Origin of the sequence: Saccharothrix xinjiangensis (assembly GCF_039527585.1) — a bacterium.
In the GTDB taxonomy this organism is placed as follows: domain Bacteria; phylum Actinomycetota; class Actinomycetes; order Mycobacteriales; family Pseudonocardiaceae; genus Actinosynnema; species Actinosynnema xinjiangensis.
Genome location: NZ_BAAAKE010000019.1, coordinates 16,449 through 32,457 on the forward strand (window position 1 = coordinate 16,449; position 16,009 = coordinate 32,457).

Below are 16,009 nucleotides of genomic sequence, written 5' to 3' on the forward strand. Positions count from 1 at the left end.
CGCTAACCTCGAACGGTGACCCTGCTCCAGGAGGACCCCACGGGCCTGTCGTCGCCGATCGGGACCGTCGTGGTGATCGCCGCCCTGGTCGCGGCGATCGTCGTGGGGCTGCGGGCGTACTGGCACAACCGCAAGCGCTGAGCTCGGCCCACCCGCCGCTCAGCCCACCCGCTGCGACGACGAGAACAGGCACGCGACCAGCAGCGGCAGCGCGGTGAACCCGACGAGCAGGCCCAGCGCGCCGTAGGACCACGTGCTCACCACCAGGCCCGCCGCGACGCCGCCGACCGCGCCACCGGCGTTCATGCACAGGTCCGACAGGCCCTGGGCGGCCGGCCGGTCGACCGCCGGCACCGACTCGGTGAGCAGCGCCGACCCCGCCACCAGGCCCGCCGACCAGCCGAAACCGAGCAGCGCGAGGCCGGCGGCCAACTGCGGCGCGTCGTGCGGGGGCGCCATGCCCGCGATGCCGGACGCGGCCACCACCAGCGCCACGCCGATCGTCAGCACGGGCACGCGGCCCAGCTCGTCCGCCATCCACCCGAACAGCGGGCCGGCCACGTACATCGCGGCCACGTGCGCGCTGATCACCAGGCCCACCACGCGCAGCGACGAGCCGGCGTGGTCCATGTGCACCGGGGTCATCGACATCAGCCCGACCATCGCGGTGTGGCACAGCGCCACACCGCTCAGCGCGAGCCTCGCGCCGGGCGTCAACGACCGCCACAGCGCCGCCGCGCCCCGCCTGTCGCCCACTTCGCGGGCACGGTCGCGCGCGGGTTCGGCGGCAGAGCGCGCGACGGTCAGCGGGTCGGGCCGGAGGAACAGCAGGACGACCACCGCGGCCAGCCCGAACAGCACGGCCGACAGCAGGTAGGGCCCCGCGCCGACGGGCAGGCCCAGCAGCGCGGCCACCCGCCCGGCGGGGTCGGCCAGGTTCGGCCCCAGCACCGCGCCCGCGGTCGCCGCCCACACCACCAGCGCCACCGAGCGCGCCCGGCGGTGCGGGTGGGCCAGGTCCGCGCCCGCGTACCGGGCGGCGAGGTTCGCGCCGGACGCCGCGCCGAACAGCACCAGGGCGCCCAGCAGCAGGTGCCACGAGCCGAGCACCACCGCGCCCGCCGCCACCACCGCGCCCGCCGCGCCGACGCCGTAGCCGAGCACCAGCGCCGGCCTGCGCCCGCTGCGGGCCGCCAGGCGCGCCGCGGGCAGGGCGAACGCGGCCGCGCCGAGCACGGCGGCGGTCTGCGCCAGGCCGCCGACCAGGTCGGAGTCGGCGAGCGCGGCCGCGATCAGCGTGCTCAACGCCAGGCCGATGGTGACGCCCGCCGCGCCCAGCACCTGGGCGGTCGCGAGCACCCGCAACACCCTGCGCTGCACGACCTCCAGGACGGTCACGATCTTGATCGTGCCAAAGGGCCGGCGGCCCGAACAGCCACCGACCGGGTCAGGTCCCCGGCTGCACGGTGCGCTCGAAGAAGTCCGCGACCGCGTCCGCGGTCAGCTCCTCGCCGCCGCTGCTCTTGGTCACGATGCCCAGCAGCGGGAGCCCGTCGGCGGTGAACACGAGCAGCCCCAGCCCGCCGTCCGCGGCGGCCCGGTACTCGCCGGACAGGCCGTTGCCCTCCCACCTCGCCTCGACGATGTCGCTCTTGAGCGACCGCACCACGGCCTCCGCGCCCTGGTCCGCGCCGGTGACCGTCTCGGTGAGCACGTACTGGACCGAGTAGTCGTCCTGGACGGAGCAGCTGACCGCGGTGCCCTTGATGCCGCTGACGCCGCCCACCCCCGGCGCGCCGCCCGACTTGCAGGTGCCGCTGTCCGGGACCGCGCCCGCGAGCAGGCGCATGCAGCCGGTGAAGCCCTTGTCGTCCAGCGCGACGTCGGTCTTGCAGTCCTGCGCGTCGGGCGTGCCCGGCCTGTTGAGCACGAAGATCCCGCCGGCCACGGCCAGCACGAGCGCCACGACCGCGCCCGCGGCGACCAGCACCTTCCGGTCCGGCCCCCGCTTCGCGGGCCGCTGCGGCGCGACGTTCGGGAAGTTGAACTGCTGCGGCCCGGTCTGCGGGTAGCCGACCTGGTACGGACCGCTGGTCGCCGGGTTGACCGGGTAGGACCCGCTCGTGCTCGGGTTGACCTGGTGCGCGCCGCTGGTGGCCGGGTTCTGCACCGGGTTGGGCCCGGTCACCGGCGTGCTGACCTGGTAGGGGCCGCTGACCGCGGGGTTCACCGGCTTCGTGACCACGGTGTCGGGCTCGCGGCCGGGCAGCGTCAGGTCCTGGGAGCGCGGGGTGATGCCGTCCTTGGGCACGTGGTGCGCGCCCAGCGCGACGGCGGTCTCCGGCTGGTCCAGGCTCGTCGGCACCACCCGCACGTGCTCGGCGATCATGTTCGCCACCAGCGGGATGCGGCTCGCGCCGCCGACCAGGTAGATGCCCGCGAGCTGGTTGGGCGCCATGCCGGTGGAGCGGATCGTCGAGGCCAGCAGCTCCACGCTGCGCAGCATGCTCGGCCGGACCAGCGCCTCCAGGTCGGATCGGTTGACCAGCACGTCCTCGAACGGCTCGGGCATCGGCACCTCGGTGTGCGCGTGCCGCGACAGGGACTCCTTCGCGGCCCGCACGTCCTCCTGGAGCGCGCGCCGGGCCCGCCGGTCGGCCGTGGACTCCGGGCGCAGCAGCCGCTGCCACGAGGCCGGGTCGCGGTGCGAGATCTGCCGGCCGACGTGCTCCAGCAGGGCCTGGTCGACGTCCAGGCCGCCCAGGTCGGGCAGGCCGGTCTCGGCGAGCACGGTGAAACCGCTCTGGGTGGCGGCGACGACGGCCACGTCGAACGTGCCCGCGCCCAGGTCGTACACGGCCAGCGCCTGGCCGACGGCCAGCGAGGCGTAGTGGGAGGCGGCGGCGACCGGTTCGGGGACCAGGACGACCTCACCGGTGACGCCCGCCAGCCTGGCCGCGGACAGCAGCACGTTGCGGCGGGTGAGGCCCCACTGGGCGGGGTGGGTGAGGCGGACCTCGTCCAGCGGCTCGCCGCCGAGCTGGCGGGCGGTCTCCTCGAACACGCGGCGCAGGACGGCGGCCAGCGCGTCGGTGACCGGGACGACGTTGTCGCCGAGCAGCAGCACGCCGTCGTCCACGCGGCGCTTGGGGTTGGGCTCGAAGCGGGCGGGGTCGAGGCGGGCCCGGCGCTCGGCGTCCCGGCCGACGACCAGGGTGCCGTCCTCCTCGCAGTAGACGGCCGACGGCATGGTGGCGGAGCCGTCCACCTCGACGACCCGGGGCGGCCTGCCGTGCGCGGCGAGGACCGCGACGGTGTTGGAAGTGCCCAGGTCAACGGACAGCAAGCGCACGTTTCACCCCTTCGGTTCCGACGGGCAGATCGTGCCACAGGCAACCACCACGCGAGGGCGCGTCGGTCGTTCGTGACTCATTTCCCGGCGATCACGCCCTTCGATCGTCGGGAAATCAGGCGTGAGCGGCCGACTTCCAGGCGCCCGAGCCGCGACGCCGGAGGCGGCGCCATGAAATTGTCGGTGCTGGGGTTCACGATGGTCTCCATGGACGTTCTCGACCGCTTCTCCCCCGCCACCCGGCAGTGGTTCACCGGGGCCTTCGCCGCGCCCACCGCGGCGCAGGCGGGCGCGTGGGAGGCGGCGGCCGCGGGCGAGCACGCGCTGGTCATCGCGCCCACCGGCTCGGGCAAGACGCTGGCCGCGTTCCTGTGGGCGCTGGACCGGCTGGCCTCCGCCACGCCGCCCGCCGACCCGAAGCGGCGGTGCCGGGTGCTCTACGTCTCCCCGCTCAAGGCCCTGGCGGTGGACGTGGAGCGGAACCTGCGCGCGCCCCTGGCGGGCATCCGGCAGGCCGCGCACCGGCTGTCGCTGCCCGAACCCGACATCACGGTGGGGATGCGCACCGGCGACACCCCGGCGGACGTGCGGCGGGCGTTCGCGAGGACGCCGCCGGACGTGCTGGTCACCACCCCCGAGTCGCTGTTCCTGGTGCTCACCTCGGCGGCGCGGGAGTCGCTGCGCGGCGTGGAGACCGTGATCGTCGACGAGGTGCACGCGGTGGCGGGCGCGAAGCGCGGCGCGCACCTGGCGCTGTCCCTGGAGCGGCTGGACGCGCTGCTGGAGCGGCCCGCCCAGCGGATCGGGCTGTCCGCGACGGTGCGCCCGGTCGAGGAGGTCGGCGCGTTCCTGGTGGGCGGGCGGCCCGTGACGGTCGTGCAGCCGAAGACGGCCAAGACCATCGAGGTCCGGGTCGAGGTGCCGGTCGAGGACATGTCGGTGCTGGGCGAGCCGACCGGCGAGGTGTCCGGTTCGGCGGCGGGCGCGGAGCAGCGGGCGTCGATCTGGCCGTCGGTGGAGCGGCGGGTGCTGGAGCTGGTGCGGGAGCACCGGTCGACGATCGTGTTCGCCAACTCGCGGCGGTTGGCCGAACGGCTGACCGCGCGGTTGAACGAGCTGGCCGAGGAGGAGGCGGGGGGCTTCCCCGGGGTGGACGACCCGGAGGTGGACGATCCTGGGGTGGACGCCCCCGGGGCGACCGCCGGACCGGCGCGGTTCCCGGCCGAGGCGCCCGCCCAGTCGGGCGTCACCACGCAGCGCTCGGCCGCCGTCGCCCGCGCCCACCACGGTTCGATGTCGCGCGAGCAGCGGGTCACCGTGGAGGAGGAGCTGAAGTCCGGGCGGCTGCCGTGCGTGGTGGCCACGTCGTCGCTGGAGCTGGGCATCGACATGGGCGCGGTCGACCTGGTGGTGCAGGTGGAGGCGCCGCCGACGGTCGCGTCCGGGCTCCAGCGGGTCGGTCGCGCCGGTCACCAGGTGGGCGCGGTGTCGCGCGGGGTGATGTTCCCGAAGTTCCGGGGCGACCTGGTGTCGTGCGCGGTGGTCGCGGAGCGGATGCGGGACGGCGCGATCGAGGCCGTGCGGTACCCGCGCAACCCGCTGGACGTGCTGGCGCAGCACGTGGTGGCCATGGTGGCGATGGAGACGTGGACGGTCGACGCGCTGGCCGGGCTGGTGCGGCGGGCGGCGCCCTTCGCGGCGCTGCCCGAGTCGGCGCTCCAGGCCGTGCTGGACATGCTGGCGGGCCGGTACCCGAGCGAGGAGTTCGGCGAGCTGCGGCCGCGCATCACGTGGGACCGGATCAACGGCGAGCTGCGCGGGCGGCCGGGCTCGCAGCGGCTGGCGGTGACCTCCGGCGGCACCATCCCCGACCGGGGCCTGTTCGCGGTGATGACGCCGGCGTCGGAGGACCGGCCCGGCTCGCGGGTGGGCGAGCTGGACGAGGAGATGGTCTACGAGTCGCGGGTGGGCGACACGTTCCTGCTCGGCACGTCGTCGTGGCGGGTGGAGGACATCACCCACGACCGGGTGATCGTGGTGCCCGCGCCGGGGCAGCCCGCGCGGATGCCGTTCTGGAAGGGCGACGCGCCGGGCCGCCCGCTGGAGCTGGGCCGGGCGCTGGGGAAGTTCCTGCGCGAGGTGTCCACCGCGGACGAGGCCGCGGCGCGGGAGCGCACCGCGGCGGCCGGGCTGGACGCGTGGGCCTCCACGAACCTGTTGACGTACCTGGGCGAGCAGCGCGAGGCCACGCGGCACGTGCCCAACGACCGGGTCGTGCTGGTGGAGCGGTTCCGGGACGAGCTGGGCGACTGGCGGCTGGTGGTGCACTCGCCGTTCGGCGCGCAGGTCAACGCGCCGTGGGCGCTGGCGGTGGCGGCGCGGCTGCGGGAGCGGCGCGGCATCGAGGTGCAGGCGGCGCACTCCGACGACGGGATCGTGGTGCGGCTGCCGGACGCCGTGGACGCCGACGGCGCGCCGGTGGTGGTCGGCGCGGAGGACGTGCTGCTCGACCCGGAGGAGGTCGAGCAGGTCGTGGTGGCCGAGGTCGGCGGGTCGGCGCTGTTCGCGGCGCGGTTCCGGGAGTGCGCGGCGCGGTCCCTGCTGCTGCCCCGGCGCGACCCGAGGCGGCGGACGCCGCTGTGGCAGCAGCGGCAGCGGGCGGCGCAGCTGCTGTCGGTGGCGGCGAAGTACGAGAGCTTCCCGGTGGTGCTGGAGGCGATGCGCGAGTGCCTCCAGGACGTGTACGACGTGCCCGGCCTGCGCGAGCTGATGACCGACGTGCGGGCGCGGCGCGTGCGGGTGGTGGAGGTGGAGACGCCGTCGCCGTCGCCGTTCGCGCGGAGCCTGCTGTTCGGGTACGTCGGCATGTTCCTGTACGAGGCGGACGCGCCGCTGGCCGAGCGGCGGGCGGCGGCGCTGTCGCTGGACTCGGCGCTGCTGGCCGAGCTGCTCGGCTCCGAGGCGATCCGCGAGCTGCTCGACCCCGAGGTCGTCGAGGAGGTCGAGCGCAACCTCCAGCGGCTCGCGCCGGACCGGCACGCGCGGGACGTCGAGGGCGCGGCCGACCTGCTGCGGTTCCTGGGCGACCTGTCCGAGGCCGAGGCGGCGGAGCGGGGCGTGCGGCCGGAGTGGCTGGCCGAGCTGGTGGCGCAGCGGCGGGCGATCCGGGTGCGGATCGCGGGCGCGGACCGCGTGCTCGCCATCGAGGACGCGGGCCGGGTGCGGGACGCGCTGGGCGTGGCGCTGCCGGTCGGCGTGCCGGAGGCGTTCACCGAGCCGGTGGCCGACCCGCTGGGCGACCTGCTGTCCCGGTACGCGCGCACCCGCGGCCCGTTCCCCGCGGCGCAGGCGGCGGAGCGGTTCGGCCTGGGCGTCGCGGTGGTGACGGCGGTGCTGGAGCGGATGTCGGGGGCCGGGAGGCTGGTGCGCGGCGAGCTGCGGCCGCTGGCGCTGAAACCGCAGCAGGGCGGCTCGCACACCGAGTACTGCGACGCCGAGGTGCTGCGCCGGCTGCGGCGGGCGTCGCTGGCGCGGCTGCGCGCCGAGGTCGAGCCGGTGGAGCCCGCGGCCCTGGGCCGCTTCCTGCCCGGCTGGCACGGCATCGGCAGGCGGCTGCGCGCCGCGCCGACCGTGGACGACGTGTACTCGGTGGTCGAGCAGCTGGCCGGCGCGCCGCTGCCCGCGAGCGCGGTGGAGTCGCTGCTGCTGCCCGCGCGGCTGCCCGGCTACAGCCCGGCGCTGCTGGACGAGCTGACCGCGTCCGGCGAGGTGACCTGGACCGGGTGCGGCTCCCTGGCGGGCGGCGACGGTTGGATCGCCCTGGCCCCGACCGACGTGGCCGACCTGCTGCTGCCGGACCTCGTGCCGGAGGCCGCGCCGGACTCGCCGCTGCACCGGGCCGTGGTCGAGTCGCTGGCGGGCGGCGCGCTGTTCTTCCGCCAGGTCGTCGACCGGGTCTCGCTCCAGGGGCCCACGACGGACGGCGAGGTGGTCGGCGCGCTGTGGGACCTGGTGTGGGCGGGCGTGGTCACCAACGACACGCTGGCGCCGCTGCGGGCGCTCGTCGCGGGCGGCGGCACGGCGCACAAACCCCGCCGGTCCGCGCCGCGCGGCCGCTACGCCCGGATGCGCGCGGGCCGCCCCGACGTGCCCAGCCGCACCGGGCCGCCGACGGTCGCGGGCCGCTGGTCCCTGGCCGTCGTGCCCGCGCCCGACCCGACGCGCCGGGCGCACGCGAGGGCGGAGGCGTTCCTGGAGCGGCACGGCGTGCTGACCAGGGGCGCGCTGGACACCGAACGCGTGACCGGCGGCTTCAGCGGCGTGTACCGGGTGCTGCGGGCGATGGAGGAGTCCGGGCAGGTCGTGCGCGGGTACGTGGTCGAGGGCCTGGGCGCGGCGCAGTTCGCGGCCCGGGGCGCGGTGGACCGCCTGCGCGCCCTGTCCCGGCCGGTGGGCCAGGACCACGCGGGCGCGCCCGAGGCGGTGGTGCTGGCGGCCGCCGACCCGGCTCAACCCCACGGCGCGGCCCTGGACTGGCCGGAGCCGCTGGGCGAGGGCAGGCACCGGCCGGGGCGGAAGGCCGGCGCGCTGGTCGTCCTGGTGGACGGGGTGGTCGTGCTGTACGTGGAGCGGGGTGGTCGGTCGCTGCTGTCGTTCACCGAGGAGGAGGTGCCGCTGCGGGCCGCCGCGCAGGCGTTGAGCCGGGCGGTTCGCGACGGGTGGCTGGGGCAGTTGGCGGTGCAGCGGGCGGACGGGGAGGTGGCGCTGGGTTCGAGGCTCGCGGGCGTGCTCCAGGAGGCGGGGTTCCGCGCGACGCCGAAGGGTTTGCGGTTGCGGGCCTAGGGTTCCGGGTTCGGCGACCGGGCACGGCACCGGCGGACACGCGGGGAGCCGCGGGACCGCGGGGCTCACCCGGCGCGAGGGTGGGACCCGCGGCTGCCCGCGGCGGTCTGTGGCGATCACCCGGTCCCGCGTGATCGGCGGTCAGGAGTTGGGGGAGGTGGCCAGGAACTGCGGGGCAGGCCGGTGCGACGCACCCATCCCCTGCGACTCCTACCGCCGCGGCCCGGGTTCTCCTCGCTCGCCGGAGTGCCGGCATCGCTCGCTCCTCGCTGTCGCACGGGACGTGAGGATCATCTTTCGAGGCCGGCGGCACGGCGGTCTTCGTGACTTCGCGCAAAGCGCCGGTTGCGGATTTGTCAGCAGCGGCAGTTCGGCCCGGGACCCAGGGCTCGGGAACTCAGGAATTCGGGGCTTCAGCGGAACAGGGCGCTGTAGGCGTTGAGCGCGGGCTGGCCGCCCAGGTGGGCGTAGAGGACGTTGGAGTCGCGCGGGATCTCGCCGGTGGACACCAGCTCCACCAGGCCCGCCAAGGACTTGCCCTCGTAGACCGGGTCGGTGATCATGCCCTCCAAACGGGCGCCGAGCCTCATGGCCTCCAGGGTCGCGTCACCGGGCACGCCGTAGACGCCCTCGTGGAAGCGGTCGTCCAGCTCCACGTCCGCGTCGGTCACCTCGACGCCCAACAACCCGGCCGTCCCCCGCGCGATCCGGAGCACCTGGTCGCGCGTGGCGTCCGGCTTCGCCGAGGCGTCGACGCCGAGCACCCGCCGCCCGCCGCCCGCGAAGCCCGCGACCATCCCGGCCTGCGTGCTGCCGGTCACCGAGCACACCACGACCGTGTCGAACCGGACGCCCAGCTCGACCTCCTGCCGCTCGACCTCGGCCGCCCAGCCCGCGAAGCCCAGGCCGCCCAGCGGGTGGTCCGACCCGCCCGCCGGGATCGCGTACGGCTTGCCGCCCGCCGCGCGGACGTCCTCGACCGCCCGCTCCCACGCGGGCTTCACGCCGATGTCGAAGCCCGCCTCCACGAGCCGCACCTCGGCGCCCATCAGGCGGCTCAGCAGGATGTTGCCCACCCGGTCGTACACCGCGTCCGGCCAGTCCACCCAGCTCTCCTGCACCAGCACGCAACCCAGCCCGGCGCGCGCGGCCGCGGCGGCGACCTGGCGGGTGTGGTTGGACTGCACGCCGCCGATGGAGACCAGGGTGTCGCAGCCCTGCGCCAGGGCGTCGGCGACCAGGTACTCCAGCTTGCGGGTCTTGTTGCCGCCGTAGGCCAGCCCGGAGTTGCAGTCCTCGCGCTTGGCCCACACGCGGGCGCCGCCGAGGTGCCCGCTCAGGCGCTCCAGCGGGTGCACCGGCGACGGGCCGAACAGCAGCGGGAATCGGGGGAAGTCAGCCAGTGCCACGTCGGTTCTCCTCCAGCAGGTCGGCCAGCGTCGCCCAGTTGCGCTCGACGAGCCGGGCCACCAGGTCGGCGTCGGCCGCCGCGCACGCGGCGATGATCTCTTCGTGCATCGCCACCGAGTGGCGTCCCACCGGCGCGGCGAAGCGCAGTCGCTCCAGGCGGCGGACCAGCGGCGTGTAGCGCTCGATGGTGGCGATCACGGCGAAGTTCGCGCTGCGCCGCACCGCCACCGCGTGGAACGCGTCGTCGGCGGCCAGCGCGGCGGGCACGTCACCGCCCGCCAACGCCTGCGCGAAGGCCGCGTTGGCCTCGCGCATGGCGTCCAGGTCGGCGGGCTCCAACAGGGGCACGGCCAACCGCGCGGCCAGGGCGTGCACGGTCTGGACCAGCACGTGCGCGTCGCGGACCGCGGCGGTGTCGAGCGGCGTGACACGGGTGTAGCTGTGCGGCTTGGTCTCGACCAGGCCCTCGTCGGTGAGCCGGGCCAGCGCCTCGCGCACGGGGGTGCGCGACAGGCCCAGCCGCTCGGCCAGCTCGACGTCCTTGATCGGCTCACCGGGCGCGAGGTCGCCGCCCAGGATCGCCTCGCGGATCGCGGTCAGCGCCTGGTCGCGGTACAGCGCCCGGCTAATATATTGCATATCGGCACTGTAGACGACGGGGTGCCACAGCCACCAGGGCGTGTTCGTCCTGCCCGGACGAACCTTGCGAAGTCCGGACCTGCCTTGCGAAGCCGTTGCGAGCGTCCGGACTCAGGTCTGCGGTGGTCGTCGACGACGGGCCGGCACGTCGGGTTCGAGTCGTGGCTGGAGCGCGCCGGCATTGGTGAGCCGTGTCGGATGTCGATGGGCGCCATCGCCGAAGGCCCCTAATACCAGACTTGCCTTATATAAGTCTGAGCCGGTAGATTCCAGGGCGTGCACGCGTTCGACGTCCTCGGCGACCCGGTGCGCCGGCGCATTCTCGAGCTGCTCGCCGACGGCGAGCAGACCTCGGGCGCGATCACGGACGTGATCCGGGCCGAGTTCGCACTGTCGCAACCGGCGGTCTCCCAGCACCTTCGCGTTCTGCGCGAGAGCGGATTCGCGTCGGTCCGGGCTGAGGGGACTCGCCGGTTCTACGCCGTCGACCCCTCGCCGCTGAGCGAGGTCGACGTGTGGCTGGACCGGTTCCGCGGCTTCTGGGACCAGCGGCTCGATGCCCTGGGCACCGAGTTGGCCCGCGGCAGACGCGCGTCCCGGACCTCAGGCGCCGACAAGGCCGATCCGCCGGAGAAGAGGAAGACGACATGAAGGACGTGCTGGACGAACTGGCCGCCGCGCGCCGGACGATGGGAACAGCGGCCTTGCCCGCCGGCGACGCGTACACGATGGAGTTGCGGCGGCGCTACGACGCACCGGTCGAGGACGTGTGGAACGCCATCACCGACCCCGAGCGGCTGGGCCGTTGGCTGAAGTCGGTCACCGGGGACCTTCGGCTGGGCGGGTCGTTCGAGTTGGACGGCGGTGAGCACGGGGAGGTCCTCGAGTGTGACCCGCCGCGGCTGCTGCGGGTGTCCTGGCTCTTCGGGCCGGAAGCCGATGAGTGGCCGGGCACGAGCGAGGTCGAGGTGCGGCTGTTCCCAGGCCCTGCCGGGGACACCGGGTTCGAACTGGTCCACGCGGCGGCCGTCGGCGAGCCCATGTTCCCGACCTACGGCCCCGGTGCCGGCGGCGTGGGCTGGGACCTGCACCTGCTCACCCTGGCCCGCTTCCTGGCAGACGGCGAGACCCTCGACCACGACGAGTTCCGGACCTCGCCCGAGGGCCGCGAGTTCGTTCGGCGCAGCGCCGCGGCATGGGGCGAAGCCCACCTGTCCGGCGGCGGCGATCCGGATCACGTGGCGGCCGCGGTAGGAGCCACCACCGCGTTCTACGCCCCCGAGCCGAACGCGCGATGAAGTGCACCGACTCGATCGGGATCGTCCTGCCACGCGCAAAGTCCGACCGGAACGGACAGTTGCCGTTGTCTCGTCCGACTGAAGTCGTCGGTGCTCGGACCTGGTTGGCGGACCGCGGGTCAGCGGCCTGCCCGACCGCCAACTTCAGCCGGTCGGCCGTTGTGGCGGTCGCGGGCCGGTCTGCCCGGTCGTCGGTGTCCGGCGGGTGATCTGCGATGCCGCTGTTGCGGCGCTTTCCTCGGCGGTTGCGGCACGGGAGCCGGCGGACCGCCGGTCCTGCTGATATCAGGGACGGGTGGACCAGGAGCGGATCACAGCGGTCACCAGGCCGGCTCTGGTGCGCAGCGCCCACATCGGCGGACAGGCCGATTTCGAGGAAGCGGTGATCGCCAACAGCGGCGACGGACCGCTGATCGTCCTGGCCGACGCGCAGGTGGACGGGCTGTTGTTCCTGCCGGCCACGGTGGTGTGTCCGCAGGGGCTGGTGGAGGCCGGGCCGACCCTGCGTGGCCGGCGCCGGCCGGCAGGTCATGGTGCGGGGCCTGGTGTTCTCCCGTCTGGGGGGTGTGTCGTGGCGGCAGTGGTTGCACCTGCTGGTCCACCACACCCCGGAGTACCTGCCCCAGCCGTACCAGCAGTTGGCCGCCGTGGAGCGGGCCGCCGGGCACGACGGCAACGCCCGCCAGGTGCTCATCGTCCAGCAGGAGGACCTGCGCCGCCGCGCACCCGAAGCGTTGGGCGGGCGACTCGCGCGCCTGCGGCACCGGCTGTGGGGGTGGCTGGGCCGCTACGGCTACCGCGCGCACCGCCTGGTGCTCGCCCTCGTCGTGGCCCTGGCCCTGGCCGGCGGCACCGGCTACACCGCCGGCCAGATCACCACCGGTACCGACCATCACGCCGCCGAACGCGTCCGGCCCCTCGCGCACCCCGGCGCCGCGATCCCGGCCGGGACACCGTGTTCCACCACCGAGCTGATCGGCCTGGGCATCGACCGCGGCCTGCCGCTGGGGGTCACCGGGGTGCGCGCCCGCTGCGACCTCGCCACCTCCACCACCCCCGGCCAGGTGTTCACCGTCGCGCTGTGGGTGTTGCAGGCGCTGTTATGGGCACTGGCCACCCTCACCGTCGCCGCCTACACCGGCCTATCCGCAAACCCGCCTGAACCCGAACCGGCCGTGCAGGCCCGTGTCAAGCAGAGCTCCACTGATCAGAGTGATCGAGCCAGGACAGCGCTCGTCCCGGCTCGGCCACAACCGGGTGGGGCTCGCGACCGCGGACGGCCACGAGCCCCACCCGGTTCGTCGATCAGCGGATCGGCCGCCGCCCCGGCGCTCGGCAACCCGGCGGGAACGCCCGCCGCGCACCACCGATCAGCACCCCGCGAGGCTGCCGGGTTCCTTCAGGGACTTGTTGGGGACCCAGCCCGCGATGCCCCAGTCGAAAGCGGACACGTAGGTCCACCACTGACCGTCGTTCCCCTGGGTGTGGCAGTAGTAGTCCAGCCTGTCGTAGTGGAGGATGAGGCCGAGGTCGCCGCACGAGTAAGCCGAACCGCTCTCGGCGACCATGTCCCTGATCGCCCTCGGCCACACGCCGTCGGAACCCTGCGTGTCGCGATTCGGCGGCCTCGAACTGCCGCAGGAGTAGTGCCGAGCCCCGACGTCACCCTCCTGGGCCCCGGCGGCCGGTGCGACCGCCAGCACCCCGCTGAACGCCATGAGCGCCGCGGCTCCACCCGCCACCATGGTCTTGGCCCTGCGCATACGTCCCCCTGGATTCGAATCGGAAGATGATCATTCACGCCGCACGGAGCAGCCGACGAACCGGAAGTACCGAAGAAAGCGCCGATGATGCGAGAAGGAGAATTACCCGCATTCGACGAGAGGTCAGCCCACCACGATCGACACAACACCCTCCCCGGTGTTCCGTCGCGATTCCAGCTCGTGCCCCGCAGACCCAAAATACCGCTGTCGCTAGATCAAGTAAATGATTTCCAACCCAGGGCGTTAACACGATGGGGTGACACATCCCATGACCACGAACACCGCAAGAGTGGCGCCGCGAAGTGGGCCCCCGGGGACGGCGGAGGCCTCGACGACGTCTACCAAGCGGGGTCGGCGCGGGGTCACCGAGGCGTCAGCACGCAGAACTCGTTGCCCTCCGGGTCCGCCAGCACCACCCACGTCACACTGCGCTGCCCGACGTCCACGCGCACCGCGCCGCACGCCTCCAACCGCGCCACCTCGGCCGCCAGGTCGCCGTCGGCGGGCGGCGCGACGTCGAGGTGCACCCGGTTCTTGCCGCGCTTCGGTTCGGCGACCCGGACGAACTCCAGCGACGGCCCCGCCTCCTGCCGCAGCGACGCGTAGTCGGCGTGCTCGCGCGTGACCGGCAGCCCGGTCGCCGCCGACCAGAACACCGCCTGCGCCACCGGGTCCGCCGCGTCGACCACGACCGCCGCCACCGGACCGGTGTGCGCGTACTCGTCGCGCTGCTCCAGCACGCAGAACTCGTTGCCCTCCGGGTCCGCCAGCACCACCCACGGCACGTCGCCCTGCCCGACGTCGACCCGCCGCGCGCCCAGCTCCTCCGCGCGGGCCACCAGTTCCACCTGGTGGTCGGCCGAGTTCGAGGCCAGGTCGAGGTGCACGCGGTTCTTGCCGGTCCCGGGGTCGTCGACCGACACGAACGTCAGGTCCAGGCCGTCGACCACTGTGACCCACGCCTCGTCCTCGCGCTCCTCGGTGATCTCCGTGCCCAGCAGGGCCGACCAGAACCGGGCCTGTGCGGCGGGGCTCGCGGCGTCCACGACCAGGTCGTCCAACCTCGTTGCCATGGGCCGAAGGTAACGTCTGCGCCATGGCGGAGTTGGTCCTTGGTCCTGTGCTCAGGCACGTCGACCCCACATCGGCCACGGTGTGGGTCGAAACGGACGCGTCGTGCGAGGTCACCGTGGCGGGGCACACCGCGCGGACGTTCCAGGTGGGCGAGCAGCACTTCGCCCTGGTGGTCGTCGAAGGGCTGGGGCCCGGCACGACCACGACCTACGACGTGCGGCTGGACGACGAGGTGGTGTGGCCCCAGCCGGACTCGGGGTTCCCGCCTTCGGTCATCCGCACCGCCCCCGTGCGCACGCTGGTGTTCGGGTCGTGCCGGGCGGCCAAGGAGGTCGGCGACCCGCAGAAGCCCGACAAGCTCGGCGTGGACGCGCTGGACTCCTTCGCGCTGCGCATGAAGGACGAGCCGCCGGAGCGGTGGCCGGACGCGCTCATGCTGCTGGGCGACCAGGTCTACGCCGACGAGCCGACGAAGCGGATCACCCGGTGGCTGGCGGAACGGCGGCCGGAGCCCGCCGGCGAGGTCGTGTCGTTCCGGGAGTACGCCGAGCTGTACCACGAGTCGTGGGCCGACCCGGAGATCCGCTGGCTGATGTCGGTGGTGCCGACGTCGATGATCTTCGACGACCACGACGTGCGCGACGACTGGAACACGTCGCGGACGTGGCGCGAGCAGATGGCGCAGAAGCAGTGGTGGCCCGAGCGGATCCGGGCGGGCCTGGCGTCGTACTGGGTGTACCAGCACCTGGGCAACCTGAGCCCGGGAGAGCTGGCGCGCGACCCGCTGTACGAGAAGGTCCGGTCGGCGGGCGGCGACGTGCAGCCGCTGCTGGAGGACTTCGCCGAGCAGGCGGACCAGGAGGTCGACGGCGGCAAGTCGACGCGGTGGAGCTACCTGCGCGACTTCGGCCGCATCCGGCTGCTGGTGGTCGACACGCGCTGCGGTCGCATCCTGTCCGGGCCGGAGCGGCTGATGGTCGGCGAGGAGGAGTTCCGGTGGATCGAGGAGAACTCGGTCGGTGATTTCGACCACCTGCTGATCGGCTCGTCGCTGCCGTGGCTGATGCCGCACTCGCTGAGCCACCTCCAGTCGCTCAACGAGCGGATGGCCGGCCTGCCCGGGTGGCGCGGCCGGGTGGGCGAGAAGGTGCGGCAGGTGGCGGACCTGGAGCACTGGCCCGCGTTCCGCGCGTCGTACGAGCGGTTGGCGCGGCTGATCGAGCGGGTCATGAAGGACGAGCGGGCGCCGGGGACGGTGTGCGTGCTGTCCGGGGACGTGCACCACAGCTACGCGGCACGGGCGTCGTTCGCCACGCGGGTGGAGGCCAAGGTCTACCAACTCGTGTGCTCACCGGTGCACAACGATCCGCCGTGGGTGTTCCGGCCCGCGTTCCGCGCGTCGTGGTCGCGGCCGATCGCGAGGTTCATGCGGTGGTGGGCGGACCGGCGCGGGATCTCGCCGGACCCGGTGGCGTGGCGCAAGCTCAGCGGGCCGCACTTCGGGAACTCGGTGGGGGTGCTGGAGTTCGAGGGCCGCGAGGTCCGCTTCCGCCTGGAGACGGCGAACGAGGACGGGCTCCACGAGGTCGCCTCGATCCCGCTGTGACCTGAGCGCGCCGGGGCACTTCCGA

General features: G+C 74.1%; 12 protein-coding genes. 5 read left to right on the top strand and 7 right to left on the bottom strand.

All coding sequences use genetic code 11. The annotated features are described in order from the left end of the window. Positions 1-15: 15 nt before the first annotated feature. Positions 16-141: a hypothetical protein gene (locus ABD223_RS29260; RefSeq protein ID WP_344039808.1), complete on the top strand. Its 126-nt coding sequence runs from the start codon at positions 16-18 to the stop codon at positions 139-141. Between the two features lie 18 nt (positions 142-159). Here the strand turns inward: ABD223_RS29260 and ABD223_RS29265 are convergent, their stop codons facing one another. From ABD223_RS29265 to ABD223_RS29275, 3 genes are all read right to left on the bottom strand, one after another. Further along, positions 160-1,398, bottom strand: a complete 1,239-nt coding sequence (locus ABD223_RS29265) for an MFS transporter (protein ID WP_344039809.1) — start codon at positions 1,396-1,398, stop codon at positions 160-162. 49 nt (positions 1,399-1,447) lie between these two features. After that, positions 1,448-3,352 carry an Hsp70 family protein gene (locus tag ABD223_RS29270; protein WP_344039810.1) on the bottom strand — a complete coding sequence of 635 codons (1,905 nt, stop codon included), beginning with the start codon at positions 3,350-3,352 and terminating at the stop codon, positions 1,448-1,450. A gap of 77 nt (positions 3,353-3,429) precedes the next feature. After that, entirely contained in the window at positions 3,430-3,561 is a 132-nt protein-coding gene (locus ABD223_RS29275; RefSeq protein ID WP_344039970.1) for a hypothetical protein, read from the bottom strand. Here ABD223_RS29275 and ABD223_RS29280 point away from each other — a divergent pair. After that, positions 3,551-8,194 carry an ATP-dependent helicase gene (locus ABD223_RS29280; protein ID WP_344039961.1) on the top strand — a complete coding sequence of 1,548 codons (4,644 nt, stop codon included), beginning with the start codon at positions 3,551-3,553 and terminating at the stop codon, positions 8,192-8,194. The genes ABD223_RS29275 and ABD223_RS29280 overlap by 11 nt on opposite strands. 413 nt (positions 8,195-8,607) lie before the next feature. Here ABD223_RS29280 and ABD223_RS29285 read toward each other — a convergent pair whose 3' ends face one another. Then, positions 8,608-9,603: a 1-aminocyclopropane-1-carboxylate deaminase gene (locus tag ABD223_RS29285; protein ID WP_344039811.1), complete on the bottom strand. Its 996-nt coding sequence runs from the start codon at positions 9,601-9,603 to the stop codon at positions 8,608-8,610. Next, positions 9,590-10,243 carry a GntR family transcriptional regulator gene (locus ABD223_RS29290; RefSeq protein WP_344039812.1) on the bottom strand — a complete coding sequence of 218 codons (654 nt, stop codon included), beginning with the start codon at positions 10,241-10,243 and terminating at the stop codon, positions 9,590-9,592. The genes ABD223_RS29285 and ABD223_RS29290 overlap by 14 nt, the downstream gene beginning before the upstream one ends. Positions 10,244-10,519: 276 nt before the next feature. Here ABD223_RS29290 and ABD223_RS29295 point away from each other — a divergent pair, with 276 nt between their 5' ends. Together ABD223_RS29295 and ABD223_RS29300 are read left to right on the top strand one after the other, a co-directional pair. After that, positions 10,520-10,894 carry an ArsR/SmtB family transcription factor gene (locus ABD223_RS29295; protein ID WP_344039813.1) on the top strand — a complete coding sequence of 125 codons (375 nt, stop codon included), beginning with the start codon at positions 10,520-10,522 and terminating at the stop codon, positions 10,892-10,894. Continuing rightward, on the top strand, positions 10,891-11,541 hold the full coding sequence (locus ABD223_RS29300) for an SRPBCC family protein (RefSeq protein WP_344039814.1): 651 nt from the start codon (positions 10,891-10,893) through the stop codon (positions 11,539-11,541). The genes ABD223_RS29295 and ABD223_RS29300 overlap by 4 nt, the downstream gene beginning before the upstream one ends. A gap of 1,370 nt (positions 11,542-12,911) precedes the next feature. Here the strand turns inward: ABD223_RS29300 and ABD223_RS29305 are convergent. Both ABD223_RS29305 and ABD223_RS29310 read right to left on the bottom strand, forming a co-directional pair. Next, the gene (locus ABD223_RS29305) at positions 12,912-13,304 is read right to left on the bottom strand and encodes a hypothetical protein (RefSeq protein ID WP_344039815.1); all 393 of its coding nucleotides are present in this window, start codon (positions 13,302-13,304) and stop codon (positions 12,912-12,914) included. Between the two features lie 362 nt (positions 13,305-13,666). Further along, positions 13,667-14,377 (bottom strand): VOC family protein, encoded by a 711-nt coding sequence (locus tag ABD223_RS29310; protein ID WP_344039816.1) that lies wholly within the window; start codon positions 14,375-14,377, stop codon positions 13,667-13,669. Between the two features lie 23 nt (positions 14,378-14,400). Here ABD223_RS29310 and ABD223_RS29315 point away from each other — a divergent pair, with 23 nt between their 5' ends. Further along, positions 14,401-15,984, top strand: coding sequence for an alkaline phosphatase D family protein (locus ABD223_RS29315; protein WP_344039817.1), 1,584 nt, complete (start codon positions 14,401-14,403; stop codon positions 15,982-15,984). The last annotated feature ends 25 nt before the right edge of the window (positions 15,985-16,009 follow it).